General features: G+C 69.1%; 18 protein-coding genes. 7 read left to right on the plus strand and 11 right to left on the minus strand.

Features of this window, described 5'->3' with window-relative positions:
- The first annotated feature begins 386 nt into the window (after positions 1-386).
- Positions 387-3,578: an efflux RND transporter permease subunit gene (locus AC6CH2_RS06070; protein WP_498268410.1), complete on the plus strand. Its 3,192-nt coding sequence runs from the start codon at positions 387-389 to the stop codon at positions 3,576-3,578.
- Entirely contained in the window at positions 3,575-4,732 is a 1,158-nt protein-coding gene (locus AC6CH2_RS06075; protein WP_498268411.1) for an efflux RND transporter periplasmic adaptor subunit, read from the plus strand. Before AC6CH2_RS06070 ends, AC6CH2_RS06075 begins: the two co-directional genes overlap by 4 nt.
- A gap of 342 nt (positions 4,733-5,074) precedes the next feature.
- Here the strand turns inward: AC6CH2_RS06075 and AC6CH2_RS06080 are convergent, their stop codons facing one another.
- Together AC6CH2_RS06080 and AC6CH2_RS06085 are read right to left on the minus strand one after the other, a co-directional pair.
- Complete coding sequence (locus tag AC6CH2_RS06080) at positions 5,075-5,617, minus strand: nuclear transport factor 2 family protein (RefSeq protein ID WP_498268412.1); 543 nt, start codon at positions 5,615-5,617, stop codon at positions 5,075-5,077.
- Between the two features lie 289 nt (positions 5,618-5,906).
- On the minus strand, positions 5,907-6,221 hold the full coding sequence (locus tag AC6CH2_RS06085; protein WP_498268413.1) for a hypothetical protein: 315 nt from the start codon (positions 6,219-6,221) through the stop codon (positions 5,907-5,909).
- 355 nt (positions 6,222-6,576) lie between these two features.
- Between AC6CH2_RS06085 and AC6CH2_RS06090 the strand changes: the two genes are divergently transcribed.
- The gene (locus AC6CH2_RS06090) at positions 6,577-6,816 is read left to right on the plus strand and encodes a hypothetical protein (protein WP_498268414.1); all 240 of its coding nucleotides are present in this window, start codon (positions 6,577-6,579) and stop codon (positions 6,814-6,816) included.
- 1,262 nt (positions 6,817-8,078) lie between these two features.
- Here AC6CH2_RS06090 and AC6CH2_RS06095 read toward each other — a convergent pair.
- Positions 8,079-8,594, minus strand: coding sequence for a DUF4189 domain-containing protein (locus tag AC6CH2_RS06095; RefSeq protein WP_498268415.1), 516 nt, complete (start codon positions 8,592-8,594; stop codon positions 8,079-8,081).
- Between the two features lie 5 nt (positions 8,595-8,599).
- A complete protein-coding gene (locus AC6CH2_RS06100; protein WP_498268416.1) occupies positions 8,600-9,724 on the minus strand; it encodes a TrbL/VirB6 family protein in 1,125 nt (374 codons plus the stop codon).
- 966 nt (positions 9,725-10,690) lie between these two features.
- Here AC6CH2_RS06100 and AC6CH2_RS06105 point away from each other — a divergent pair.
- From AC6CH2_RS06105 to AC6CH2_RS06120, 4 genes are all read left to right on the plus strand, one after another.
- Entirely contained in the window at positions 10,691-11,302 is a 612-nt protein-coding gene (locus tag AC6CH2_RS06105; protein WP_498268417.1) for a response regulator, read from the plus strand.
- 106 nt (positions 11,303-11,408) lie between these two features.
- Complete coding sequence (locus AC6CH2_RS06110) at positions 11,409-12,053, plus strand: hypothetical protein (protein ID WP_498268418.1); 645 nt, start codon at positions 11,409-11,411, stop codon at positions 12,051-12,053.
- Positions 12,050-13,414, plus strand: coding sequence for an XVIPCD domain-containing protein (locus AC6CH2_RS06115; protein ID WP_498268419.1), 1,365 nt, complete (start codon positions 12,050-12,052; stop codon positions 13,412-13,414). Before AC6CH2_RS06110 ends, AC6CH2_RS06115 begins: the two co-directional genes overlap by 4 nt.
- Positions 13,415-13,560: 146 nt before the next feature.
- Positions 13,561-14,421 carry a ParB N-terminal domain-containing protein gene (locus AC6CH2_RS06120; RefSeq protein WP_498268420.1) on the plus strand — a complete coding sequence of 287 codons (861 nt, stop codon included), beginning with the start codon at positions 13,561-13,563 and terminating at the stop codon, positions 14,419-14,421.
- A 190-nt stretch (positions 14,422-14,611) separates the two neighbouring features.
- On the opposite strand, the gene AC6CH2_RS06125 is transcribed toward AC6CH2_RS06120, so the two are convergent.
- The 7 genes from AC6CH2_RS06125 to AC6CH2_RS06155 form a co-directional block, all read right to left on the minus strand.
- The gene (locus AC6CH2_RS06125; protein ID WP_498268421.1) at positions 14,612-18,427 is read right to left on the minus strand and encodes a beta strand repeat-containing protein; all 3,816 of its coding nucleotides are present in this window, start codon (positions 18,425-18,427) and stop codon (positions 14,612-14,614) included.
- Between the two features lie 547 nt (positions 18,428-18,974).
- Positions 18,975-19,988, minus strand: coding sequence for a GGDEF domain-containing response regulator (locus tag AC6CH2_RS06130; protein WP_498268422.1), 1,014 nt, complete (start codon positions 19,986-19,988; stop codon positions 18,975-18,977).
- On the minus strand, positions 19,985-21,004 hold the full coding sequence (locus tag AC6CH2_RS06135) for a chemotaxis response regulator protein-glutamate methylesterase (RefSeq protein ID WP_498268423.1): 1,020 nt from the start codon (positions 21,002-21,004) through the stop codon (positions 19,985-19,987). Before AC6CH2_RS06135 ends, AC6CH2_RS06130 begins: the two co-directional genes overlap by 4 nt.
- Positions 21,001-23,256, minus strand: coding sequence for a hybrid sensor histidine kinase/response regulator (locus AC6CH2_RS06140; protein WP_498268424.1), 2,256 nt, complete (start codon positions 23,254-23,256; stop codon positions 21,001-21,003). Before AC6CH2_RS06140 ends, AC6CH2_RS06135 begins: the two co-directional genes overlap by 4 nt.
- Positions 23,253-23,837, minus strand: coding sequence for a chemotaxis protein CheW (locus AC6CH2_RS06145; RefSeq protein ID WP_498268425.1), 585 nt, complete (start codon positions 23,835-23,837; stop codon positions 23,253-23,255). The genes AC6CH2_RS06140 and AC6CH2_RS06145 overlap by 4 nt, the downstream gene beginning before the upstream one ends.
- A 25-nt stretch (positions 23,838-23,862) precedes the next feature.
- Positions 23,863-25,149 (minus strand): CheR family methyltransferase, encoded by a 1,287-nt coding sequence (locus tag AC6CH2_RS06150; protein ID WP_498268426.1) that lies wholly within the window; start codon positions 25,147-25,149, stop codon positions 23,863-23,865.
- Positions 25,146-25,610 (minus strand): chemotaxis protein CheW, encoded by a 465-nt coding sequence (locus AC6CH2_RS06155; RefSeq protein ID WP_498268427.1) that lies wholly within the window; start codon positions 25,608-25,610, stop codon positions 25,146-25,148. Before AC6CH2_RS06155 ends, AC6CH2_RS06150 begins: the two co-directional genes overlap by 4 nt.
- Positions 25,611-25,633: the final 23 nt, after the last annotated feature.

Below are 25,633 nucleotides of genomic sequence, written 5' to 3' on the forward strand. Positions count from 1 at the left end.
AATTGCAGGATTGGGCAATGATGCGACAGTAATGTACTAACGCGCCGGCGACCCAGCGACTAAGTTATGCCCAATCGCCCGCCGGTGGCCACGGCCAAACTCCGGCGGACGGCCAGTCCGCGTTCGACCCTGCCGTCCTGAACAGGGCGGCGGCCGGCACCGCGGGCGCCGGCTCGGGAGCGGGCCGTGCGGACCGGCGCAGCAGGCGCCAAGCGGGTTCGTCCCAGCAGGCCGGAGGCCGACCGCCACCGGGCGGATGCCGCGAGATCGGGCGCCCGCCCGACCGCCGCGGCCGGCGCCTGCTCATTGCCACGCCGTGCCGCCGACGCTCCGGCCGCGCGCATGGTCGCTCGCTTCACCCATCCAGCCGTCGGAACCCCCTCGCGATGTGGATAGTCCAATACGCCCTGAGCCGCCGTTACACCATCGGCGTGCTGGCGATCCTGATCCTGCTGTTCGGCGTGCTGTCGGCGCGCAAGATGCCGACCGACATCCTGCCCGAGGTCGGCATCCCCTCGGTCAACCTGGTCTGGACCTACAGCGGCCTGCCCGCGGCCGACGTCGCCGCGAAGATGACCTCGTTCTCGGAGGCGGCGATCCTCAACACCGTCGACGACCTCAAGGAAGTTCGTTCGGAAACGCTCAACGGCGCCAGCATCGTGCGCATCGACTTCCAGCCCACGGTCAGCCTCGACCGCGCCCTGGTGCAGATCACCGCGGTCTCGCAGACGATCCTGCGGCGCATGCCGCCGGGCACCTCGCCGCCTCTGGTGGTGCGCAACAACGTATCCAGCACGCCGGTGCTGCAGCTGGTGCTGTCCTCTGATTCGCTGACCGAAGCCCAGCTCTACGACTACGCCCGCCTGCAACTGCGTTCGCAGATCCAGACCATCCCCGGCATCCGCATGACCCTGCCCTACGGCGGCGCGCCGCGGCAGATCATGGTCGACCTGGACCCGGCCAAGCTGCAGACCTATGGCCTGACCCCGGCCGACGTCACCGGCGCCCTCGAACGCGGCAGCCCGACCCTGCCCTCGGGTTCGATCCGCGAAGGCCGCCGCGAGATGCAGATCTCGATCGACACCAGTCCGGCCACCGCGGCCGAGTTCCTGGAGATCCCGGTGGCCGCGCGCAACGGCGTGGTGATCTACGTGCGCGACGTGGCCTCGGTGCGCGACGGCGGCGCGCTGCAGACCAACATCGCGCGCATGGACGGCTCCAGCGCGGTGTCGGTGGCGTTGATCAAGCTCGGCGGCGCGTCCGCGGTCGAAATCGTGCGCGCGATCCGCGAGCGCCTGCCCGAAATCGAAGCCTCGGCGCCGCCGGGCACGCGCATCCAGCCGATCTTCGACCAGTCGGTGTTCGTCGACAACGCGATCGCTTCGATCGAACACGAAGCGGTGCTGGTGGGCCTGCTGGTCGCGCTGGTGGTGCTGGTGTTCATCGGTTCCTGGCGTTCGAGCATGATCGTGCTGTCGGCGATTCCGCTGGCCCTGCTCGCTTCGGTGGCGATGCTGCATCTGCTCGGCTACACCTTCAACGTGATGACCCTGGGCGGCCTGGCGCTGGCGATCGGCATCCTCGTCGACAACGCCGTGGTCGACGTCGAGAACACCAACCGCAACATCGCCCTGGGCAAGGACGTGCGCACCGCGATCCTCGACAGCGCAAAGGAAGTGGTGTTCCCGGAGATGGTCTCGACCATCGCGATCTGCATCGTGCTGACCCCGATCCTGCTGATGACCGGCTTGTCGGCCTGGGTGTTCACCCCGCTCGCACTGGCGGTGATCTTCGCCATGCTGGCCTCGTTCCTGCTTTCGCGCACCCTGATCCCGGTGCTGTGCTACCTGCTGTTGCCGGCCGACATCGCCAGCCGCGCCAACCCGCGCTGGGCGCCGGAAAAGCTGCTGCTGAAGGTCAGCCACAAGGTCGAGCACGTCCTCGACCGGCTGCGCGACAAACATCATGCGCTGCTGATCCGGCTCGGCCGCCACGGCGTCGTGCTCGGCCTGGTCGCGCTGCTGGTGTTCGGCGCCGGCGCGCTCGCGGCGACGTCGCTGGGCCGCGAATACTTCCCGCAGGTCGACGCCGGCCAGTTGCGCCTGCAGGTGCGCCTGCCGACCGGCACCCGCCTGGAAGAGACCGCAGCGCGGCTCAGCGAAATCCAGCGCGAGATCCGCAGCATCATCCCGCCGGCCGAATTGCAGACCGTGTACGAACAGATCGGCGTGCCCGACGCGATCAACCTGTCGCTGGTCGACAGCACCGTGGTCGGTTCGTTCGAGGCCGAGATCATGCTGCAACTGCGCTCGCCGCACGCCAACAGCCACGATTACCTGGTCAAGATCCGCCAGCGCGTCGCCGAGCGCTTCCCCGACGTGAAGCTGTTCGAGCGTCCGCCGGACGCGACCAGCCGCACCCTCGCCGGTTCCGCCGCGGCCGCCTTCGAGGTGCGCCTGATCGGCCGCGACGTGCCCGGCAACCTCGCCGCCGCGCGCCAGATCGAGCAGCGTCTGCACCAGGTGCCGGGCGCGGTCGACATCGCCTTGCGCCAGGTGCTCGACCTGCCCGAGTACCAGGTCAAGATCGACCGCACCCGCGCTGCCCAGCTCGGCCTCGACGCGCAACAGGCCAGCCGCGCCGTGCTCGCGGTGCTCGGTTCGGCCGGCACCGTCTCGCCGGTGTACTGGACCGACACCGTCAACGCCATCGCCTACACCGTGCAGGTGCAGGCGCCGATCAACAACGTGCAGAACATCGACGCCCTGCTCAACGCGCCGCTGCGGATCGGCAGCGACGGCCAGGCGGTGTTGTTGCGCAACATCGCCACGGTCGCCCCGCGCAACGTCCCGGCCAGCATCGCCCGCACCACCCTGGCGCCGACCATCAGCGTGGTCGCCAACGTGCAGGGCACCGACCTGGGCTCGGTCTACGACGAGTTGACCGCGATCACCGGCGAGCTCGGCGGCAAGCTCAAGCCCGGCAACCGCATCGAGATCGTCGGCCAGGCCGGCGAGATGCAGAGCGCGTACGGCGAACTCGCCGCCGGCCTGTTGATGTCGGCGATCCTGGTGTTCCTGGTGCTGGTGGTGAACTTCCAGTCGTGGATCCAGCCGTTGGTGGCGATGTCGGGCCTGCCGGTGGCGATCGCCGGCGCCGCGATCGGCCTGTTCGTCACCGGCACGCCGCTGAGCGTGCCGGCGTTGATGGGCGTGATGATGGTGATCGGCGTGTCGACCGCCAACAGCGTGCTGGTGACCAGCTTCGCGCGCGGCCTGATCGCCGACGGCCACGATCCGGAACTGGCCGCCTACGAATCCGCCGCGGTGCGTCTGCGCCCGGTGCTGATGACCGCCTGCGCGATGGTGCTCGGCATCATCCCGATGGCGATCGGCCTGGGCGACGGCGGCGAGCAGAACGCACCGCTCGGCCGCGCGGTGATCGGCGGCCTGCTGTTCGGCACGCCGGCCACCCTGATCCTGGTTCCTTCCATCCTGGCCGTGCTCGGCCGCCGCCGGAAACCGCAGGCGCAGGCCGAACCGGCCGACGCCGCCCTCCCCGCAGGAGTCGCTCCATGAACATCGTCCTCAACGGCCGGCTCTCCACGGCCCCGCTGTCGCCGGCCACGCGCTTGCGCGCCGTCCTGGCGGCTGCCCTGCTCGCCGCGCTGGCGGGCTGCAGCCGTAGCGACGCCGAGCCCACGCCGGCCAATGCCCTGCCGGAAGTGCTCACGGTACAGGCCAAGGCGGCCGACCCGATCACCGAACTGGCCTTGCCCGCGCGCGCGCAAGCCGGCGAGTCGGCGCAGCTGTACGCGCGCGCGACCGGCTTCGTCAGCGAGCGCAAGGTCGAACTCGGCGACCGCGTCGAAGCCGGCCAGGTGCTGGCGACGATCTCGGCGCCGGAGATCGACCAGTCGGTGCGCGAGGCGCGCGCGGTGCTCGCCCAGGCCGCCGCCGACCAGGAACTGGCCCGGATCAATTACGACCGCGCCCAGGCGCTGATCGGTTCGGGCGCGATCTCCAAGGAATACTTCAGCGACCGCAAGGGCAACTTCGACGTCGCGGCGGCGGCGCGCAACGCCGCCCAGGCGCGGCTGACCGCAGCGCTGGAACGGCAGTCCTTCCAGGCGGTGCGCGCGCCGTTCGCCGGCGTGGTGGTGGCGCGCAACATCGAGCGCGGCGACCGCGTGGTCGGCGATTCCGCCTCGGCCAGCGCGCCGATGTTCGAGGTCAACGTGCTCGACCCGCTGCGCGTGGTCATCGACGTGCCGCAGAACGTCGCCCTGCAGATCCAGCCGGGCCTCGAAGCCGAAGTCAGCTTTCCCGAATTGCCTGGGCAGGTGTTCAAGGCCCAGGTCGCTCGCAGCGCGCGCACCCTCTCGCGCGAGTCCGGGGTGATGCGCACCGAGCTGCGCCTGCCGAACCCCGACAGCCGCATCCCGGCCGGCATGGTCGGCACCGTGCGCCTGCACCTGCCGCGCGCGGCCGCCGCGGTGGTGCTGCCCGTGTCGACGGTGATCCAGCGCGCCGCCGGCGCCCAGATCGTCGCCCTCAACCCCGATTCGACCATCGCCTATCGCGAGGTCACTCTGGGCCGCAACCTCGGCAACGAGATCGAGATCCTCAGCGGCATCCGCGCCGGCGAAACCATCGTGCTGGCGCCGAACGCCTTGCTGAGCGAAGGCAACAAGGTTCGCGCCAAGGCCCTGCCGCCGCCGAAGAAATCTTGAGTCGCCCGCTGCGGTACTGCGCTGGGCCGAAGCTGGAACACGGGTAGCGAAGCCCATGCCGCCTTGGGCTGGCCCGGACGTCGCGACACGAATGGGTCACCGGCTGTCGCGGGGCAGAGGCGAGCAGGCGGGCTGCGAACGCGGCCGCTATCCATAGAGCCGAACACGCCTCTCCGTGCCGGGCACGGGGAGGCCGTTCGCTATCGAAGAGGCGTCATGCGATCGCAATGGATCGCGCCGTTGCGGGCCTCAGGAGCGCGCCGCTGCGGGCCCCAGGCCCGGGCGGCCGCGGCCGGGACCGCGCAGCCAGTCAAGGCGCCAGGGTCTGGGCCGCCAAGCCACTCAGGGCTTGTTGTCGCCGTGGCCGTAGCTGATCACCCGGCCGACCTCCCAATGATCGGCCTGCTGGCGCCAGATCAGCAGGAAATCGCTGACGCCGTCGCACTGGCCGGTCTTGACCTGGCAAAAACGGTGCTGGCCGGTTTCGAGCGCGCCGTAGCTCTTGATCGGCCGGACCTTGATCGTGCCCGGGATCAACTCGCGGCGGATTTTGCCGCAGACGCCTGCGCGGGTCTGGGCGATCATCGATTCGCGGGTCCACGAAACGCCGCCGACGTCGTGGTAGAACTCGACGTCGGAGGAAAAATAATCCGAATAACGCTTGAGCTGCTTCGGGTCGGTGCAGCGGTTGAACGCGTCGAACACCTGCGTATCGAGCCCTGCGATGGTGTCGTGCAATGCCTTGTCGGCGGCACTGACATCGCCGGCCGGGGCGGCCGGCGCGGCAACCGGCGCGGCGGGCGCATTGGGTTCGGCGGCGGAAGCGATCCCGGTGGGTATCGCGAGCATTGCGGTGAAGCCGAGTACCCAAGCCAACTTGATCATCGATCCACTTCCCTTGTGTCGGTCCGCGGATCATAGCCGGAGCCGGCTGCTGCGTCGCCTGTCCGGCTTCTCGCGCCCGTGGCGGCGGCACTGGAACGCAGGAGAACCGCGGGCCTGGGATCGAGCCGGACCCGCCATATCTCGCCGGTTCCAGGCGGACGCAGCCGAGCGGCCCGAGCCGGGTCGAGCCGGGTCGAGCGATACGGCGAACCGAGCGCGGCCGGCGCCGACGCGATGTCAGCGAGGCTCGCGCCGGCTGCCGAGCATCGGCGGCAGGGCCGGCGCCGCATCACCTGTCCTGCGCCGGCGGCGCCGAAGCCGCGTCGATGGTTTCGATGGCGGCCGAGGGCACCATGCACAGCGCAGGCTCGCTCGCCAGCGCGGCGCCACTGCCGGCTCCCTGGGCGCCCGCGGCTTCCAGCGCCATCGCCTTGCGCGCTTCGGCCAGGATCGGCAGCAGCTTGTAGAAGGAATTGGCCACCGCACGCCGGCCCATCGCCGCATAACGGTCGCCTTCGCACAACGCGAACCAGGTCGCGTCGTACAGGGCCTGCATGGCGCGACCGGGTTCCGGGCCGCGATCGGGTCGGGTCTCGAGCGTCATGGCGCACTCCACTCGGCCGCGCGATGGCCGATGACGACACCTTAGCGAGCCGACGTCTCACCCCGGGATACCGGCAACGCATTTTTGCGGCGGCGTTCAGACCCACGTCATGTCACGACGCCATGCCGTAACAAACGGTTCAGTCCGTTCGCACAGCGGCGTGAACCACGGCACATATCGAGCTACCGATCCCACCCGCGAGCGAAATCGGCGGCCGCGTGTCAGCCGGTGGGACGCGGCGATGGAAGGCTGATGCGCACACCGACACGGCCGTCGCCGGCCTAGGTCGGCGCGCCATCCGACTTCCCACGACGGCCTCGCACCGTCGCCACTTTCGCAAGGACTCGATTCACCCATGAGCGACATCATCGATCAGGCCCAACGCTTCGAGGAGATCAACCTCGCCCAATCGCTGCAGGCCCAGCAACTCGCCGCCGAAGCCGCGACCCGGCCCCTGGCCGCCGGCTACTGCTTGAACCACGCCTGCCTGGAACCGTTCGACGACGACCCGCAACGCCTCTATTGCGGCCCGGCCTGCGCCGAGCGCCATCACCGCCAGACCCAGCGCGACCGTCCCGCGCCACGCGGCAAATAGCGGGAGCCGCGTTCGCTCAGGGGCGGAATCGTCGGTGGATTTGTACCGCCCCGCCCATTCCGGGTGACTGTTGCTATTGCCATTGCTGTTGCTGTTGCTGTTGCTGTTGCCGTGCGCAGCCTCGCACTAGCGAAGACCAAAGAAGCCCCGGAGGGCGGCGCGCAGGGATGCGCGCCGTTTTTCATCGGGACAGGGAGGTCCCGTATGTAGAGCCCCGCGGAAGCACCGCTCGTGCAGGCCTGTGATTCAAAACAGAAGCATTTTTTTGGTTACCTTTCTTTTTTTGCTTTAGACAAAAGAAAGTAACCCGCCGCTTTAGTGGCGGAAGCTTTGGGTTTGATCTTGACCTTGATCCTCACCTCAAGAAGGAATGCGCCGCGAGACCGTCGCAGCGATGTCGCGGCTTGCGCCGCTCCTACCCAGGCGAAAGCATGCCGTTTCGATGGGTGATGCAGGCATCGATGTATCAGTGCGTCCCGCGGTCGCGACTTACGTCGCTCCTACAGGGAACTTGGCGAGTAACGACGTGAACATGAGGCGGCGCGGTCGAGGTTCGCGCCGCTCCTACCCAAGCGAATGCATGCCGTTTCGATGGGTGATGCAGGCATTGATGCGTCAGTGTGTCCCGCGGTCGCGACTTACGTCGCTCCTACAGGGGGCTTGGCGAGTGACGACGCGAACATGAGGCGGCGCGGTCGAGGTTCGCGCCGCCCCTACCCAGGCGAACGCACGCCGTTTCGATGGGTGATGCAGGCATCGATGTATCAGTGCGTCCCGCGGTCGCGACTTACGTCGCTCCTACAGGGGGCCTGGCGAGTAACGACGCGAACATGAGGCGGCGCGGTCGAGGTTCGCGCCGCCCCTACCCAGGCGAATGCACGCCGCTTCGATGGGTGTTGCAGGCATCGATGTGTCAGTGCGTCCCGCGGTCGCGACTCACGTCGCTCCTACAGGGGGCTTGGGGAGTAACGACGCGAACATGAGGCGGCGCGGTCGCGGCTCGCGCCGCCCCTACCCAGGCGAATGCACGCCGCTTCGATGGGTGTTGCAGGCATCGATGTGTCAGTGCGTTCCGCGGTCGCGACTTACGTTGCTCTCCAGGGGAGAGCCGCGATGACGCTGATGCAATAGCTCAGGGGCGGCAGCGACGCAAGTCGCGACCGCGTCCTGACGACTTCGCCGCACATCAGCCCAATAAGCAGAAGCCCCCCACCGCCAAAAACCAACATCGCAGCCGCCACGACCCCCAGGCGATGCGTTCCCTAACGCTCCCGCACCGGAAAACTGCACTCCGCGTAATACAACTCGCAACGCCTGTCCCTGCGCGCCTCGCACGCGCCCAGGCCGATTTCGGCGGCGCGCTCGGCGCTGCTCGCAGTGGAGGTATCCGATTGGCGATCGCCGGCGACCACCACCACGCAACTGTCGCGGTAGCTGAACTCGACCTTGCAGGCCCGGCCGCCGCGCGCGCGGCAGTCCTCCAGGGCGATGCGCCGGGCGTCGCGCTTGCTGCGGCTGTTGCTGGCCGCGCCCATGATGCCGGCGGCCCCATCGAAGGCGAGCGCGCCCCACTGGCTGGCCCAGCGCGATCCCGCCGCGCCGCGCGGGGCGGGACCGCTCGGCATCGGCGCGCAGGCGTTCGGCGAGGCCGCGCTATACGGAACCATGCCCGGCGGGCAGCCGCCTTCGGCCTGCGCGGCTCCCGCCGAGACGGCCGACCACGCCAACAAGGCCGCACAGAACGCGCGTTTGCGGCGCATCGATAGAGGCTCGCCCATCGCCATCAGCTCCTGCGTACCGCATCTTCGCCGCGCGGCTCGCGCATCGGCGGGCGACCCGACTCGTGCATCGCCCCGGTCGTCAAGGCCGGTGTGGCGGCGCGCTGTTCGCCGCCGTGCGGTGCGGCCAGGTACGACGCGGTCGCGGCTTGAGCCGAGACCGCGGGTGCCGTGCCGGCGCTGCCGCCGAAGGCCGAGTAATGCACGAAGTTGCCCATGGTGCCGTTGAAGAACACCGCCGCCACCGGCGGCGCGACGACGATGAAGGTGGTCAGGATCAGGCCGATGCCGCCCTGCTGCATCGCCAGGCTGGTCATGCCTTCGGCATCGAGGCCGACGATGCCGTTGAACGCTTTCGACACCCAGAACGCCATCGCAACCTTCGCCAACAGCTTCATCGCCATCGCCGTGACCACGCTCAAGGTCGCCATCGAAAACAAGGTGCCCAGGCCGTACAGCAGCCACTTGCGGAACAGTTCCTTGGTCTGTTCGAAGATCAGGCACAGGATGAACAAGGGGCCGAGACCGATGAACACGGCGATGCCGAACTTGTACAACAGCAGCATCGCGCCGGCGGTCATCGCCGGGCTGGCCGAACCGAACCCGGCGAACAGCAGCGCGCGCGCTTTCTCCTCGCGCATCGCATCGTCGCCATCGACCACCTGCACCGCATCGATCGCGGCCAGGGCGAGTTGGGTATAGGCCAGGTTCTGGTCGATGCTGTCGGCGGCGGTGCGGCCCTCGATGCCGGTGAAGACCTGGTGGATTTCGCGGTCGAGGCTGTCGGTGAACACGCCATGCAGGCTGCCCCCGAACATCGACATGCCGGTGGCGATGGCGACGATGACGCCGACCCGCATCGTATTGACCACCAAGGCCATCATCGGCTCGCGCGACTGCCCAGTGACGATGCGATAGCCCGCCAGCAACACCCACAGGGTCACCAGAGTCAGGGCGATGCCGCTGGCCCAGGCCATCATCCGCCCCATCAGCTGCAGGCCGAAGGCGTCGATTTCCTGGCTGAAGTAGGCGTCGATCAGTTTGTAGAAGGCGAAGTCGCCCAGGCCCGACTGGATGCCGGCGAGATACGCCTCATGCAGCCCGTTCGCCACGCGGTCCATCCCGGCCATGCCCGTCCCCCTTTTTTTTGCAGTCCGGGCCGCCGATGAGGCGGCCCGATGACCGACGCCTGCGCCACGCGACTTCCGCCAGCGCACTCTCCACCGCCGCCCGGAGGCTTCGCCTCCGTCCCTGGAAAAACCTTACGAACTGCAGCCGCACACACGGACCTACGTCTCCTCCGCCGCCCGACGGCGCGTCCACCGCGTCATCCGGCAAGGTGGTGCCTGCGGCGCTGGGCGGCGGCTAGCGGCGACTCGGCATCTGGCGGGATACGCGCTACTCGGACCGTATGCCGTCTCCCGGCTCGTGCTTTCCGGGAAAGTTTTCCGGCCTGCGTTTCCGTTTCGCGCCTTCTTCGAGCGCGCTCTTGGAACGTGCTCTTTGAACGTTCTCTTTGAACGTGCTCTTGGAACGTGCTCTGCAAACTGCTCTTGGAATGTGCTCGTGGAATGTGCCTGGAACGCGCTCTTGGAGGATGTTCGTCGGGCCGTGCCTCGTAGCCGTGTTTCCTGGATCGCTTTCTCGATCGTTTCCAACCATTTTCTGATCGTGTTTTTGATGAGCGTTTTTCTGGAGCGCATTCCCGCCCGCACGACTCGACCCGTGCGATGCGAGACGTGCAGCCGGACGAATCGCCCACCGACGACGCGTGCCGCACAGCGGATATCGGTTGTGTAGACCGCGACGTGTGCGTTCCCTCGCCGTTCGCGAGCCGTCGCGAGTGGCGGCGCGCTGCCTCGTCGTTGCGGATGCGTCGCGGCGTTGCCGAATCCGGGAGTGAGGCTAGCACCGGAAATCCGCAACGCGTTGTAGGAAAACTCTGATTCGTCGTGCGCGTTTGGCCACGCCGTGTAGACAAATGTCTACGTTCTTGTGGACACAAAGCAAATTCAAGAAGCGATGCTTGCCAACTCTGGAGTTTTGTTGAGATTAGGTGTCATCCAGATGGATCTGACTTGGCAAGAGAGTTCGTAATGATCCGCGTCTTCATGATCGACGACCACCCCCTCATGCGCACCGGAATGCGCTGGGTACTGGAAGAAGCGGGCGACATCGAAGTGGTCGGCGAGGCCGCCAACGGTCGCGATGCGCTGGCCTCGATTCCGACCGTCGCCCTCGACCTGGTGGTGTGCGATTTCGACCTGCCCGATACCGACGGCCTGGACCTGACCCGCCGCCTGCTGCGCCAGGACCCGGACCGCAAGGTCCTGATCGTGTCGATGCTCGAACGCAGCCCGATTCCGCGGCGATTGCTTGCGGCAGGCGCGCTGGGCTACGTCAGCAAGACCAGCGATCCGCTGGTGGTGTTGCGCGCGGTGCGCGAGGTCGCCGCCGGCCGCCGCTTCCTCGACAACGCCCTGGCCTGCCAGGTGCTGTTCGATTCCTCGCCGTTCGACCAGCTCAGCCCGCGCGAACTCGAGGTCGCGATGTTGATGGTCAAGGGCGAGAGCATTCGCCGCATCGCCGATTCGCTGCGGGTCACCGAGTCGACCGTGCGCACGATTCGCTCGCGGGTGTTCGACAAGCTCGACGTCCGCGGCGACGCCTCCCTGGTCTACCTCGCGGTCGAACATGGCCTGGCCTGATCGCGCGGCACCGCACGCGGCGCGACCGGCCGCCGCATCGTCGACGCCGGCCGCACGGCCCGGCGATCGTCGCAGCGCCGCGGCCCCACTGCCGCCACGAACTCGCATGCGCTCCACTCCTGCCGCTCCCGGCGCGCCCGTCCTGGGCATCGCCTTCGTCCTGGCCCTCGGCGCCTGCGCCGATCTTTCCGAGCCGACCATGCCGCCCTACCGACTCAACCCGCATCCGCAGCAGCGTTACGAGGTCGCCCTGCGTCTCGACGACGCGCCAGGGCCGGTGCTGACCTTGCAGGCCACGGTCCAGTACGAAGTGGCGGACCTGTCGTGCGTGCCCGAGGTGCCCGGGACCGGGGTCCGGCCGGTGCCGCGGCACAGCCTGCCGGCGACCTACGTCCGCACCGAGCCTCAGCGCTATCTCATCGCCGTATACGCCGATGCGATGCGCGACGAGGACTACCACGGCCTCGGCGTCTGCCGCTGGAGGCTCGCCGCCCTGCATGTCGGCCTGCATCTCGCCGACCGGCAACATCGCGACATCGTCGTCGATCCGACCCTGCCCGGCGAGGCCCTGCTGTCCGGGCGCGGCAGCACTCTGCATTTCTGGCGAGACGGGCGTCCACGGGTCAATCCGCAGGACGCGGTCGCCCTGGATTACCAAGGCCCGCGCACTTACCGCGAAGCGATACGTCCCGACGTCTTTTCCGTCACCTTCATTCCGAGGGCGGGCATTTCGAGAGCGGGCACGCCATGAGCAACAGCAGCCAACACTACGCCAACCTCGCCAGCGACGCCTACAGCCCGTACGCGCCGGGGCGCCGCGCCCGAGGCCGCGAGGACAAGGTGCGCATCGACGAGGTGACCTACAAGATCATCGAACATGTCGACCGGCCGTCCGGTTATCAGGGCACGATCTATCAGCGTCTCGACACCGGCGCGCTCGTGGTCGCGCACCGCGGCACCGAGTTCGGTCGCGAATTCGTCAAGGACGGGCTGCTCGCCGACGGCGGCATGGTCGCCGCGCGCGTCAATCGCCAGGCCGACGACGCGCTAAGCCTGACCCGCAGCGCGGTGGAATACGCGCGAGAGCTGAAGCACGAACTCGGCCATGAGGTGCCGGTGACGGTCACCGGCCATTCCCTAGGCGGCTGCCTGGCGCAGATCAGCGCCTACCGCTACGGCCTCAACGGCGAGACCTTCAATCCCTATGGTGCGGCGAGCCTACGCGAGCGCATCCCGGAAGGCGGTACGCAAGTGCTCAACCACGTCATGGCGGGCGATCTCGTCAGCGCCGCCGGCCGCCATTTCGGCCGGGTCCGCATGTACGCGGTCGACCAAGAGGTGGATACGCTGATCCGGGTCGGCCGCTATGCCGACAACGGCGACCGCCTCGATATCCGCTACGCCCTGCCCGCGGCCGCGGCCGGCTGGGAGTCGCATCGCATGCATCACTTCCTTCCGCTCGACGGCGCGGGGCGCCGCGACCGCTCGGTGCTCGACGACCCGCAGGCGCAGCGGCTGGCGCAGCAGCATCGGCCGATGTTCGACAAGTACCGCAGCGACATGCTGCTGACCCGCGAGGGCGCATCGATCGGCGCGGCGCTCGCGCAAGGCGCGCGAGGCGTGGCCGGCGAGATCCTGCGCCACCTGCCCGACCGCCCGCATAATCCGTTCGACGAAGCCACGCGGCGTCCGTCGCCGCCGGCCGCGCAGCCGTCCGACCCGCGCCTGGCCGGGCATCCGGACCACCGCTTGTACGGTCAGGTCCGCGCCGGCATCGCGGCGATCCAGCAGGGCCAGGGCCTGGTGCGCGGCGCGGACGGCGAACGCACCGCCGCGAGTCTGCTGGTGCTGGCCAAGCGCAGCGGTTTGAGCCGCGTCGACCAGGTCGTCGCCGGCCACGCCCCGGGCCAGCCGGAGCAGTTGTTCGTGGTCCAGGGCGATCCGCGCGATCCGGCCCATCTTCGCGCGCAGATGCCGGCCGCCGAGGCGGCTAAGACACCGGTCGCCGAGTCGATGCGCGAACTCGCCGCGCTGAACGCCCAGGCGTCCAAGCCAGCCGCCGCGCCCGACACCCACGACCGGGCCCATCCGATGCCGATGCGCCCGCACTGAGCCCTCGCCGCTGCAGCCGCCCCGGCGCCTCGGCCGAATCGCGTCGACGCGACCCCACCGGCACCGCCGCCGGCCAGGATGGGCACAGGGCTGACCGGCGCGCCGCATCTGCCTACAATGCCGCGCCCGAAGTTGCAGTGCCCGTCATGGAAATCGTCGTCAACGAAGAGCTCAAGGCCTACATCGATCCGCTGACCGAGGAGGAGCACGAAGCGCTCGAGCGCAGCATTCTCGCCGAGGGGTGCCGCGACGCGCTGGTGCTGTGGGGCGACGTGCTGGTCGACGGCCACAACCGCTACGGCATCTGCCGCAAGCACGGCCTGCCGTTCCAGACCGTGCAGAACCCGCGCTTCCGGTCGATCGACGACGTCTACCTGTGGATGATCGACCAGCACCTAGGCCGCCGCAGCGTGTCGGACTTCCAGCGCGGCGTGCTGGCCCTGCGCAAGCGCGAGATCCTGGCCGAGCGCGCCGCCGCTGCAGCCGCGCCGGCCACCGCCGACACCGGCAACGACGACGCGCCCTGGGACACCTCGGCGCCCGAACCGGGCGCCGATGCGCCGCAACCCGCAGCGGCCGCCGCGGCCAAGCCGGCGCCGGGCGCGCGCAAGCAACGCGGCGAGATCGCCCGCGAAGCGCGCCTGAGCACCGCCCAGGTCGGCCTGATCGAAACCATCCACAAGCAGGCGGCGCCGGAAGTCGTCGCCGCGGTCAAGTCCGGCACGCTTTCGCTCAATGCCGCCGCCGCGGTCGCGACCTTGCCGGAAGACGAACAGCGCGCCGCCGCCCTGGCCGGCAAGAGCGAACTCAAGGAAGCGGCCAAGCGCGTGCGCGAATCGCGGCGCAAGCCGCGCGAACCGCGCGAAGGCGATGAGGGCGAGACCTCGGCGCTGGACGCCGCGCTCGCCGACCAGGTGCTGGCGCTGCGCCAACGCGTGGCCGAGCTGACCGCCGAAAACGAATCGCTGCGCGAGCAACTCGCGCTGCTGCAGGCTGCCGCGGCCTGAGCGAAAACTGCAGCACGGACCGCAGCGGCCTGATCCGAGCCCGCTGCCAGGAGACCGGCGCGGCCCGATCGTAGGCCGCGGCTGGCGACCGAAAAACGGCCTGATCGCCGGCTGTCGCTTCCAGGCGCAGGCGTGCGCTCCAGCCCCGCTGATCGCTCTCGCGCCCCGCAGTCGACTCAGGCGCCTGGGCTCAATCGACCACGCAGCTCAGGGCGACGGTGACGGTGCCGCCGTTGACCAGGTTGCCGAGTACTACGCCGGCATCCAGCGCCGCCAGGCTCAACGACGCGCTCGGACAGGCCGCGCCGGTGCAGGTCGCCGGCGCCGTGCAAGTGAGATTGCTGCGACCGGCGGCGGGGTCGCGCAATACCGCGCCGGTCACCGCATCCGGGCCGGCGTTGCTGACCACGATGGTGTAGGTCGTGGTCGCGCCACTCACCAAGGTGTCGCCGGCCTGGTCGATGTCGCCGTTCACGCCCGGGGTGTTGGTCTTGGTGATCGACAGGTCGGCGATCGGCGCGCGCGTATTGCTGAAGGTGCAGGTCAAGTCGTCGCCGTCCGCGGCGGTGACATTGAAACTGATGCCGCTGCCGCTCGGGGTCTGTCCGCCGGCCAGTGCATTGGTGCAGGCGTAGGTCGTCGTATAGCTCGCCAGGTTGGTGCCGGCTGCGCCGGCCTCGGTCAGGGTGTAGGCGCCGCCGCTCGATCCCGGGTTGACGATCGCGACTTCGCTCGGCGCATTGCTGCTGCCGGTGGTGGTGACCGTGCTCGGTCCGCCCGGCCCGCTGACGGTGAGCACGAACTGATCGGTCGCGACGAAGCGCCCGAGCGGCAAGGCCTTCTGCAAGCGCAGGATCGGCTGCCGGCTGTTGGTGAAGGTGCACACGATGTTGGCCCCGGCCGCGGTCGCTGCGGCATCGAGCACCACGCTGCGATTGGCGAGGTCCGGCGTCGCGGTACCGCCGCTGGCCAGGCCAGTGCAGGCGATGTCGGTGACCGCATAGCCCGCGAGCGCCGCTTCGGCGACCGTCGTCGCCACCCCGACGCTCGTCAGCGTCTGCACGGCGCCGCTGACCGGCGTGCCGGCCACGGTCGTGGTCAAGGTCTGCGCGGCCACGCCGTTGCTGCCGGTGAAGTTGAAGGCGCCGACGCCGCCGAGGCTGATCTTGCTGATCGTCAGGCGCGATACCGAGGTGTCCGAATCGGTGGCCTGGTTGTTGGCGGTATTGGTCTCGCTGGTGCCGGCGCCGGCAGTGACGGTGGCGGTGTTGCTCAAGGCGCCGGTGAAGTTCGCCGGCACCGTCACGGTCAGCAAGTAAGTCACCGAACCGCCGACCGGGAGGTCGACGGTCGCGTCGTTGATCGCGCCGCTGCCGCTCGCCGCGCACACGCCGCCGGCGCTGCCGCTGCAGGTCCAGCTCGCAGTGGCGATGCCGACGGGCAAGGGGTCGCTGACGGTCGCGTTCTGCGCGCCGAACGGGCCGCTGTTGCTGACCACGATGGTGTAGACGACGTTCGTGCCCGGCGTGTAGGTGTCGTTGGCCTGGTCGACGTTGCCGTTGACCCCGGGCGTGTTGGTCTTGGTGATCGCCAGGTCGGCGCCGAAGCTGATGTTGGCGGTCGCGCAATTGGAACCGTCGTTCGAGCTCGACCCCGGCGCGCCGGAAATCAGGGTCGCCGCGCCGGTCGTCAGATCGAACTGGTAGAAACCGCTTGGCGGGTTGTTGCCGGAACCGAACAACCCGTTCGGCGCACCGTACATGGCGCCGAAGAAGCCGGCCGGCAGGCCGTTGGGGGCACCGATGCCGGTGACCGCGCCGGTGGTCGGGTTGACCGACACCAACTGGCCGCCGTTGGTGACGCCGTACAGCAGGCCGCCGACCCAGGCCCAGTCGGCGATGTTGATCGCCGCGCTCAGGGCGACCGGGGTGGCGGTCAAGGTGCTCACGTTGATCGCGTACATCGTGGTGCCGGCGCCGACGTTGTCCTTGACGTACAGGATGTTGCCGGCGGTACCGAAGGCGCCGCTGATGTAGGTGGCGACCGGCAGCCCGCTGACCGCGCCGAGGCTGACGGTGGTGCCGTCGGCGCCGATCCTGACCAGGGTATTGGTGTTGCTCGTCACCAGGCCGTACTGGTAGTTGTCGCTGGGGTTGTAGCCGACCGCGTTGTACAGCAGGTTGGTCGTGCCGACGGGATTGAAGGTCAACGGATTGGTGCCGGTGCCGATCTGGTACAGCGTGGTCGGCGTGGGCGCGCCCGGCGATTGCTCCAGCCATAGCCGCGCATCGCAGACGCCGAAATTGGGTTGCGGGGTGTCGGTGTCGGACGCGGTGTTGTTGGCCGGCGCGGTGTCGACCCCGCCGTTCGGCAGCGCGATCTGCGCGGTATTGGTCAGGTTGCCGGTCGCGTTGGCGGCCACGGTGCCGGAGACGGTGAAGGTAACGCTGCCTCCCGACGGCAGAGTCGGTATGTTCACTCCACCGGCCTGCATGTTCGCGACCGATAATTGCCCGGGCGCGGCCCCGACGCTGGGGCAGACCGCGCCACCCGCCGGGCTGGTGCAGGTCACGCCGGTTACGGTGAAATTCGCGATGGCCGGATCGGTGAACACCGCGTTGGTCACCGCCGCGGGGCCGGCATTGCTGGCCACCAGAACGTAGTTGAACGACTGGCCTGCGCCATAGATCGTCTGGTTGTTGGTCTTGGTGATCGCCAGGTCGGCGCAAGCGACGGTGAAGTTCGCGGTCGCCGCGTTGTCGGCCGGGTCGATGTCGGAGAATCCGTCGGTCGCCGAAAAGTTGGCGCTGGCGGTATTGGGAACGCTGGCGCCGCAGGTAGCCCCGGCCGCGACGGTGCCGCTGATGGTGAAAGTCAGGATTCCGCCTGGCGCGAGCTGATAGCCGCCGGTAAAGGCCAGGTTGCCCGAGCCGCTGGCGGCCGGGCAGGTCGAACCGGCGGTGGCGCTGCAGGTCCAGGTCGCGCCGGTCACAGCGGCCGGCAGGGTGTCGGTGATATCCGGCGCGTTGGCGGCGTCGATCGAAGGCGCCTGATTGCCCGGGTCGGTGACGTTGATGTCGGTGTTGGCGATGGTGACCGTATAGCTCATCGGCTGGCCGCGGAACAGCGGCGTCGCCGATACGGTCTTGGTCACCGCGATGTCGGCCGGCGCCGCAGCGGTCAACTCGCGCACCTCATGGATGTTGTTGAGCCCGCCGGTCGCGCCGCCGAAACCCATGCGCAGGCTGCTGGGCGCGGTGTAAGGAAAGTTGAGTTCCGACAGCACGGTAGTGACGGCGCCGCCGTTCTGGCCGACGCCGACCGAGACGCGATAGCCGCCCGATCCGTTCGGCATCAGTACGATACGGGCGCGGTCGGCTGCAGGCCGCACGGTGACCGTCGGCACGTCGATGCCGCCGCTGAGCAAGGTGCGCGAGATGAAGCGATTGTTGTCGCTCAAGGGGCCGCGGACCACGACGTTGTCGCCGCCGGCACCGCCCGGGCTGCCGCTCAACGGCGAGCAACCGCCGGCGACGCCCGGGGCTTGCCCGGAGAAGTTGCCGAATTCGTCCAGGCCGATGCCCAGATAACCGCCGAGGCCGTCGCAATAGCCCAGGCCGGCGCCGGGCAGCGCCCCGGCCATGTTCTGGGCCGCGTCGTACAGGAAGAAGCTGATGCCGTCGGCGCCGTTGCCGCCCCAGATTACATAATCGAATTCGACGATCACGCCGTTGCTCGACGGCAAGGTGCCGCCGGTGAACAAGGCATTGCCGACCTGCGTGCCCTGGTCCGTGGTCAGGCGCAACCAGCCGTTGCCGTTGGCGTCGTTGGTGTTGTTGCCGTCGGCGATCAGGCCGTAGCCGCCGGTGAGGATGCCGCTGTCGTTATTGGTCAGGGCATTGTTGGTGCCCAGGATCGTCCAACCCGGCGCGGTGCTGTTGGTGAACGCCTGAGCGACCTTGAACTGTGCCTGGGCCGGAGCGGCCGCGAGGCCGCCGAGCAGCAACGCCGACAGCGCGAACGCTTTTGCCGCGCGCCGTTTCGGCGCTACCGCAATCCGTTCCGATATCGGTTCAGCTTCCCGCCGGATACCGGCGAGCGCGCATTGTCCTCTGCCCGAACGACCTGGTGTCCCCACGCCCCACCCCCTTGTGCGACAGGCTTGATGGTAATTAGGCACATATGGCCGCGGGGGAGACGAACGGCTCGATTCGGGTGAACTTGTGTGAGTCCCGACAAGCGGTCGCTAAGCGACGAGGCCCGGCGAAGCCGCGCCGCACGCGACCTTCTGCGGCGCGATCGTCGGTCGCTTCCCGGAGCCGATCGCCTGCAGCGATACGCGCGCCCGGGAACGACGCGCCAGGTCCCGGTGCGAGTTGTCGTCGCGGCACGCAAACGATTCGCGGGACGTATCCACGGGGTTGAATGAGCAAGCCGGTGCTACGACGGCCGGGCCGTGCGCGCGCTCGACAGCCTGGTCCGCCGACCCGGTCGCCCATTGCCGCGCCGCCGGGGCTTGCCTGCGGAACCGCAGGGCCGGCTGCGGCGACGGCTCAGGGCAGCTCGCGATGGACCGCCCGGTTCTTGCCGGCGCGCTTGGCCTCGTAGAGGGCAAAATCGGCCGCTTCGAGCAAGGGCTCGTAGGACCCGCCGCTGCACGGCGAGTAGGTCGCGCCGCCGACGCTGGCGGTGACGCGGCCGATCTCGGCTCCGGTGTTCGGGATCGCGAGTTCGTACACGCTGGCGCAGATCTGCTCGGCCACGCGGCGCGCGCCTTCGGCCGGCGTCGACGGCAGCACCAGGGCGAACTCTTCGCCGCCGAAGCGCGCGGCGACGTCGGCCGGGCGCTGCGCGCAACGTTGCACCGCACCGGCCACCGCCTTGAGCGCTTCGTCGCCGAGCAAGTGGCCGTAGGCGTCGTTGTAGACCTTGAAGTTGTCGACATCGACCATCAGGATCGAGAAATCGTCCTGCTCGCGCACCGCGCGGCGCCATTCGGTGTCGAGGTAGCTGTCGAGGTAGCGGCGGTTGTTGAGCCCGGTGAGGCCGTCGACGTCGCTGAGCCGGCGCAGCACTTCGTTCATTTCCAGCAGCTTTTGCTGGTTCTCGCTGAGCGCGCGATAGGCTGCATCGCGTTCGATCTGGTTGAGATAGGCCTGCGAGTGGTGGCGGATGCGCGCGATCAGCTCGATCGGGTCGGGCAGCTTGACCAGGTAATCGGCGGCGCCGGTGGCGAAGGCCTGGCTTTTCACCGCCGCGTCCTCCTTGCTCGACAGCACCACGATCGGCACGTTGCGCAGGCTCGCGTGCATCCGATACAGATGCACCAGGGTCATGCCGTCGACGCCGGGCATCACCAGGTCCTGCATGATCACCGTCGGCTGCAGGGTCTCGGCGGTCGTGACCGCGTCGCTGGCCGAACTGCAGTAGTGGAACTCGATGTCCTGCTCGCCGGCGATCGCCCGTCGCACCGCCTCGCCGATGATCGGCTGGTCGTCGACCAGCAAAACGACGAAGCGGCGCTGGCGCGGCGCGGTCGAGGTAACGCTCGAAGAATGCTCGGTCATGGGGCTTCGTTCCTGGTGTCCCCGAACAGCGACCGCAGTTTCGCTGCGATTCGATCGAGGGGAAGAATGTCGACGGCGGCGCCGCGATCGGCGGCCGCCTTGGGCATGCCGTAGACGGCGCTGCTGGCCTGGTCCTGGGCGATGGTGTGATGGCCGCGCAGGCGCAGCGCATGCAGGCCGCTGGCGCCGTCGCGTCCCATCCCGGTCAGCAGCACGCCGACGATCTCGCCGGGCCAGTCCTTGTTGATGCTTTCGAAGAACACGTCGACCGAAGGCCGGTACGGCTGTTCCACCGGCTCGGGCGTATAGGCCAGCGCGCCGTCGGGTTCGAGCACGAGATGCTCGTTGGTGCCGGCCAGCAGCACGCTGCCGGCGCTCGGCCGGTCGCCCGGCCGCGCCAGGCGCACCGGGTTGGCGGAGAAGCGGTTGAGCCAGTCGGCCATGCTGGCGGCGAATTTCTCGTCGATGTGCTGGACCACGACGATCGCGGCCGGGAAACCGGCCGGCAAGCCGCCGAGCAACTCGGCCAGCGCCGCCGGGCCGCCGGCGGAGGCGCCGATCGCGACCAGGCGCTTGGCGCGGGTGCGGCGCGGCGGCGGCGGCTTGGCCTGCCGCGACGGCGCATCGCCGATCAGGCGTCCGATCAGGTCGATCTTGGCCAGCAACTCCTTCGCGCCGGCATGGTCGTCGATGCCGAGGGTCGGCACGTCGGTGGCATCGATGGCGCCGTGGCCCATCGCCTCGAACACCAGCGAAGCGTTGCCGCCGACGCTGGCGGTCACCACCAGGATCGCGCAGGGGCTGCGCGCCATGATCCGGCGCGTCGCTTCGACCCCGCCCATGCCGGGCATCAGCAGGTCCATCAGCACCAGGTCGGGCGTGTCCTGGGCGCAGCGCTCCACCGCCTCCTCGCCGCTGGCCGCGGTCCAGGCGATGCGGTGTTCGCTGCGCCGGCCGATCGCGCGGCGCAGCGCTTCCACCGCCAGCGCCAGGTCGTTGACGATGCCGATCCTCATGCGGCGGCCTCGCCGATCAGGTCGACCACCGCCTGCAACAACGCTTCCTCATGGAAACCGCCCTTGGTCAGATAGAAATCGGCACCGGCATCGAGGCCGCGCCGGCGGTCTTCCTCGCGGTCCTTGTACGACACGATCATGACCGGCACGCTGCGCAGGCGCGGGTCTTTCTTGATCAGGCCGACCAGCTCGATGCCGTCCATCCGCGGCATGTCGATGTCGGTGACGACCAGGTCGAAATGACCCGCGCGCACCGCGTTCCAACCGTCCATTCCGTCCACCGCCACTTCGACCACATAACCTCCGCTTTCGATCAGTTTGCGTTCCAGCTCGCGCACGGTGAGCGAATCGTCGACCACCAGCACCCGCTTGCGGGTCGCGGTCTGAGCGCTGTCGTCGTAACGCAGCTGGGTCAGCCGCCCGGTCGAGACCAGCCGTTCGACCGAACGCAGCAGGTCCTCGACGTCGACGATCAGCACCGGGGTGCCGTCGTCGAGCAAGGCGCCGGCGCTGATGTCCTTGACCTTGCCCAACTGGCTCGGCAACGACTGCACCACCAGCTCGCTGACGCCGCGGAAACGCTCCACCGCCAGGCCGTATTCGTGACCGCCGCCGGGCGCGCCGAGCACAATCACGTGCAGTTGTTCCGGCGCGGCCTTGGCCTCTGCGCCGCCGAGCACCTGCTGCGCCGAAACCAGGCCGATGCGCCGGCCGTTCAACTGGAAATGCTGTCGCCCCTCCAGCCAGTGCACGTCGTCGCGCGCGACCATCGCGGTGCAGACGATCTGGGTCAGCGGAAAGGCATAGGCTTCCGCGCCGATCTCGACCACCAGCGCGCGCAGCACCGAAGTCGTCAGCGGCAGCAGCAACTGGAAGCGGGTGCCGCCGCCGGCCTGCGAGGACAGCCGGACCGTGCCGCGCAGTTGCTTGACCATGTTCTGCACGGCGTCGAGGCCGACCCCGCGCCCGGAGATCTCGGTGACCACCTCGCGCAGGGTGAAGCCGGGCAAGAACAGGAATTCCAGCAGTTCCGCCTCGCTCAAGCGCGATGCGGTGTCCTCGTCGGCCAGGCGCCGGGAGACGACGGTGCTGCGCACCCGTTCCAGATCGATGCCGCGGCCGTCGTCCTCGATGGTGATTTCGAGCAAACCGGAGACGTGGTGCGCCTCCAGCCGCACCAGGCCGCCGGCGGGCTTGTCGCCGGTGCGGCGCTGCTCGGGCGATTCGATGCCATGGTCGACCGCATTGCGCAGCAGATGGCCGAGCGGCGCCTCGAGCTTGGCGAGCACGTCGCGGTCGACCTGGGTCTTGGCGCCGACGATTTCCAGCCGCGCCTCCTTGCCGAGTTCGCGTGCCAGGTCGCGGACCATCCGCTTGAACCCCCGGGTACCGTCGGCGAACGGCCGCATATGGCTCGACAAGGCCTCGTCGTAGAGCCGGTGGGCGACGCTGGCGATGCGGCGTTCGAACAGATCCAGTTGCGCGATGCGGTCGGCGAGCTGCCGCTGCGACTCGGCGATCGCCGAGCGCGCTTCCATCAGCAGCGCGTTCGCATGCGGATCGCGCGACATGCCCGGCGACACGTCGGCCAACCGGTCCAGCGCCAGCGCGCTGTCCTGCTGCAGTCGCTTGAGCCGGCTCAGCGAGCGGATATAGGGGTCGAGCCAGCGCGACACCACCAGCGACTCGCCGGCCAAGCCGAGCAGGCGATTGAGGCTGCGCGCGGTGATGCGCAACACGCGCTCTTCGCTTTCGGAGTCGGCCTGGGCGGTTTCGGCCGGCACGGCGGGTTCGGCCTCGGTCTGCGTCGGCAGCGCCCGCGGCACTGCGGCCGGCGCCGGATCGGCGGCCAGCGCCGCGGCCAGGGCGGCGCGGAAACGCTCGGCGTCCGGTGCGTCGTCGCGCATCCACGGCGCGGTCTCGGCCGCCGGCGTCGCGGCAATGCGGGCAAGCAGGTCGACGCCGCCGAGCAAGGCATCGATGACCAGGTTGCCGAGGATCAGCCGGCCCTGTTGCGCCTCGACCAGGCAGTCTTCCATCGCATGCGCGACCGTCACCGCGGCCGAGAGGCCCAGGATGCGCGCGGCACCCTTCACCGAATGCGCCGCGCGCATGCAGGCTTCGAGTTCCGGCGCCGAGGCCGGGTGGCTTTCGAGAATCAGCAAGCCCTCGGTGAGCACCTGCGCCTGCCCCTCGACCTCCATGCGGAACAAGTCGTGCAGCGAATAATCCTGGAGATTGCCCGTGCTCATCCGAGCCGCCGATTGAGGGCGCCGAGCACCAGCGCGTCGTCGAGCACGCCGACGTTGCGCCGGCCCATCGCCAGGATGCCGGTACTGAACGGCGAGACCGAATGCGCGACCGTCGCCGGGACGTTGCCGATCGCGGCCGGGTCGTAGCGATGCGAGCCGTGCACTTCGTCGGCCTCGAAGGCCAGGCGCTGGTCCTGCCAGGCCAGTACCACCAGGCGCCGGCTCAACAGACTGCGCGCGGCATCGGCCGGGCCCGGTTCCAGATGGAACAACGACTCGAGCGCCACGCACACGGTGAGTTGCCCGCGCACGTTGACCAGCCCGCGCACCACGCCTTCGCGGCGGTGCGGCAGGGTGTGGACCGGGCGCGGCTCGATGACTTCGTCGACGACCGAGCCGGTCAGGCCCAGCCATTCCGCGCCGAGGCGGAATACGAACAGCGACGCGGTCAGCGACCTGAGGTCTTCGGCCTTGGCGGCGACATGGCGGGTGGCCTCGCGCAGCGCCTGCGGCTCGGGCGCGCGGTCGAGCAGGCGCGCGACCGCGCCGATCGATCCGGGCGGCGGTTGCCGGGCGCTCATCCTGCGCGGTCCTTATCGGCGCGCATCAGCCGGCCGTCCTGCGCGAACGTTGCGCGCGCAGGCGCAGCACCCGCCCGCCGGCGGCGTCGCCGCGGGTTTCGAGCAACAACGCCAGGTGCATCAGGGCCTCCTCGTGTTGGGGCTGCAGGTACAGGGCCTTGCGGAAATAATCTTCGGCGGCTGCGTCGCGGCCTTTGGCGCCTTCGATCAGGCCGAGCAGGTACAGCGCGCGCGCCGATGGGCCCTGCGCCTGCAGATACGCCTGACAGGAGGCCGCCGCCCGATCGAAGTCGCCGTTGTCGGCCTGGCGCTGAGCCTCGTCGAGCAGGGCCTCGTCGAGCAGGACCTCGGCGCGCTCGGCAGCGGCCGGCGCGGGACTGCCGACCGGCGCCGGCCGCTGCCGCGCCGCCGGCTGCGCCCTGGCGATGGCCTTCACCGTCGCCGCCTTGGCCGCGGCGCCGGCCAGCGCCGAGGCCGTCGTCGCCAACGACGCCGCCGACACCGCGCCGGCGCGGCCGGCTTGCGGCGGGCGGAACGCGAACGCCATCGGCAACTGCGCCGAGGCGAAGCCCTGGGACAGGATCAGCCCGGCCTCGGCCGGGCCGACGAACAACAGACCTTGCGGACGCAGCAGACGCTTAAGGATGCCGACCGTGCGGACCTGGGTGTCGGCATCGAAATAGATCAGCAGGTTTCGGCAGAAGATCGCGTCGTATACGGCCTCGCCCGGCAGGAAGGCGACATCGAGCACGTTGCCCTGGATGAAATTCACCCGCGAGCGCACCGCCTCCGGCACCTGCCAACCGCCCGCGATCGCGGCGAAATGGCGCTCTCGGAACTGCAGCTCGCGGCCGCGGAACGAGTTGCCGCCGTACAGCCCGCGGCGCGCTTTCGCCAACGCGCGCTCGCTGATGTCGACCGCATCGATGCGCAGGCGTTCGAGCGGGAACCCGGCGTCCTGCAGGCACATCGCCATCGTGTACGGCTCTTCGCCGGTCGAACACGGCAGGCTCAGCAAGCGCAGGCGCTCGCCGGGATGGGTCGCCGCCCATTCCAGGCCGTAGCTCGCCGACAAGGCGCTGAACGCCTGGGCGTCGCGAAAGAACCAGGTCTCCGGCACCACCACCGCTTCGATCAGCTCCTGTTGCTCCAACGGTGAAGCGCGCAGCTTCTGCCAGTACTCGGAGAGCTGCCCGCACTCGCAGGCCGCCATGCGGCTGGCGACCGCGCGCTCGACCACGGTCGGGCCGATGGTGCTGGCGTCCAGCCCCATGGTGTCCTTGAGCCATTGCTGGAAGCCCCCGGGCTTCATGCGCTCTCCACCGAGGTTTGAAACAACAGCGCGCGCACCGGATCGGGCAACAATCGCTCGATCCGCACCCACTGCAGCAGGCCCTGCGCATCGGAGGCGACCGGGCCAAGATACGGCGCGTGGCTCGCATCGACGCCGGCCGGCGCGAACTCGGCGGCCTCGCGCCGCACCGTTTCCAGCACCTGCTCGGCGATCAGGCCGAGCTTGCGCGAACCGCCGTCGCCGGCCGGATAGTCGACCACGATCACCCGCGTGCTCAGCCGCGCGCGCGCCGGCCGTCCGAGCGCCACCTGGCACAAGTCGATCAACGGCACCGGCTCGCCGCGGTAGTCGAAGGCGCCGGCCACCGCCGCGGGCGCCTGCGGTATGGCTTTCGGCTCGACCAGATTCAGCACCGACACGACCTGCGCCGCATCGATGGCGTAGCGGTCGCGATCCAGTTGGAAGACAAGGAAAAGCACGGCATCGTCCTCCCGTTGCGTCC

The organism is Lysobacter sp. GQ73, assembly GCF_059758755.1.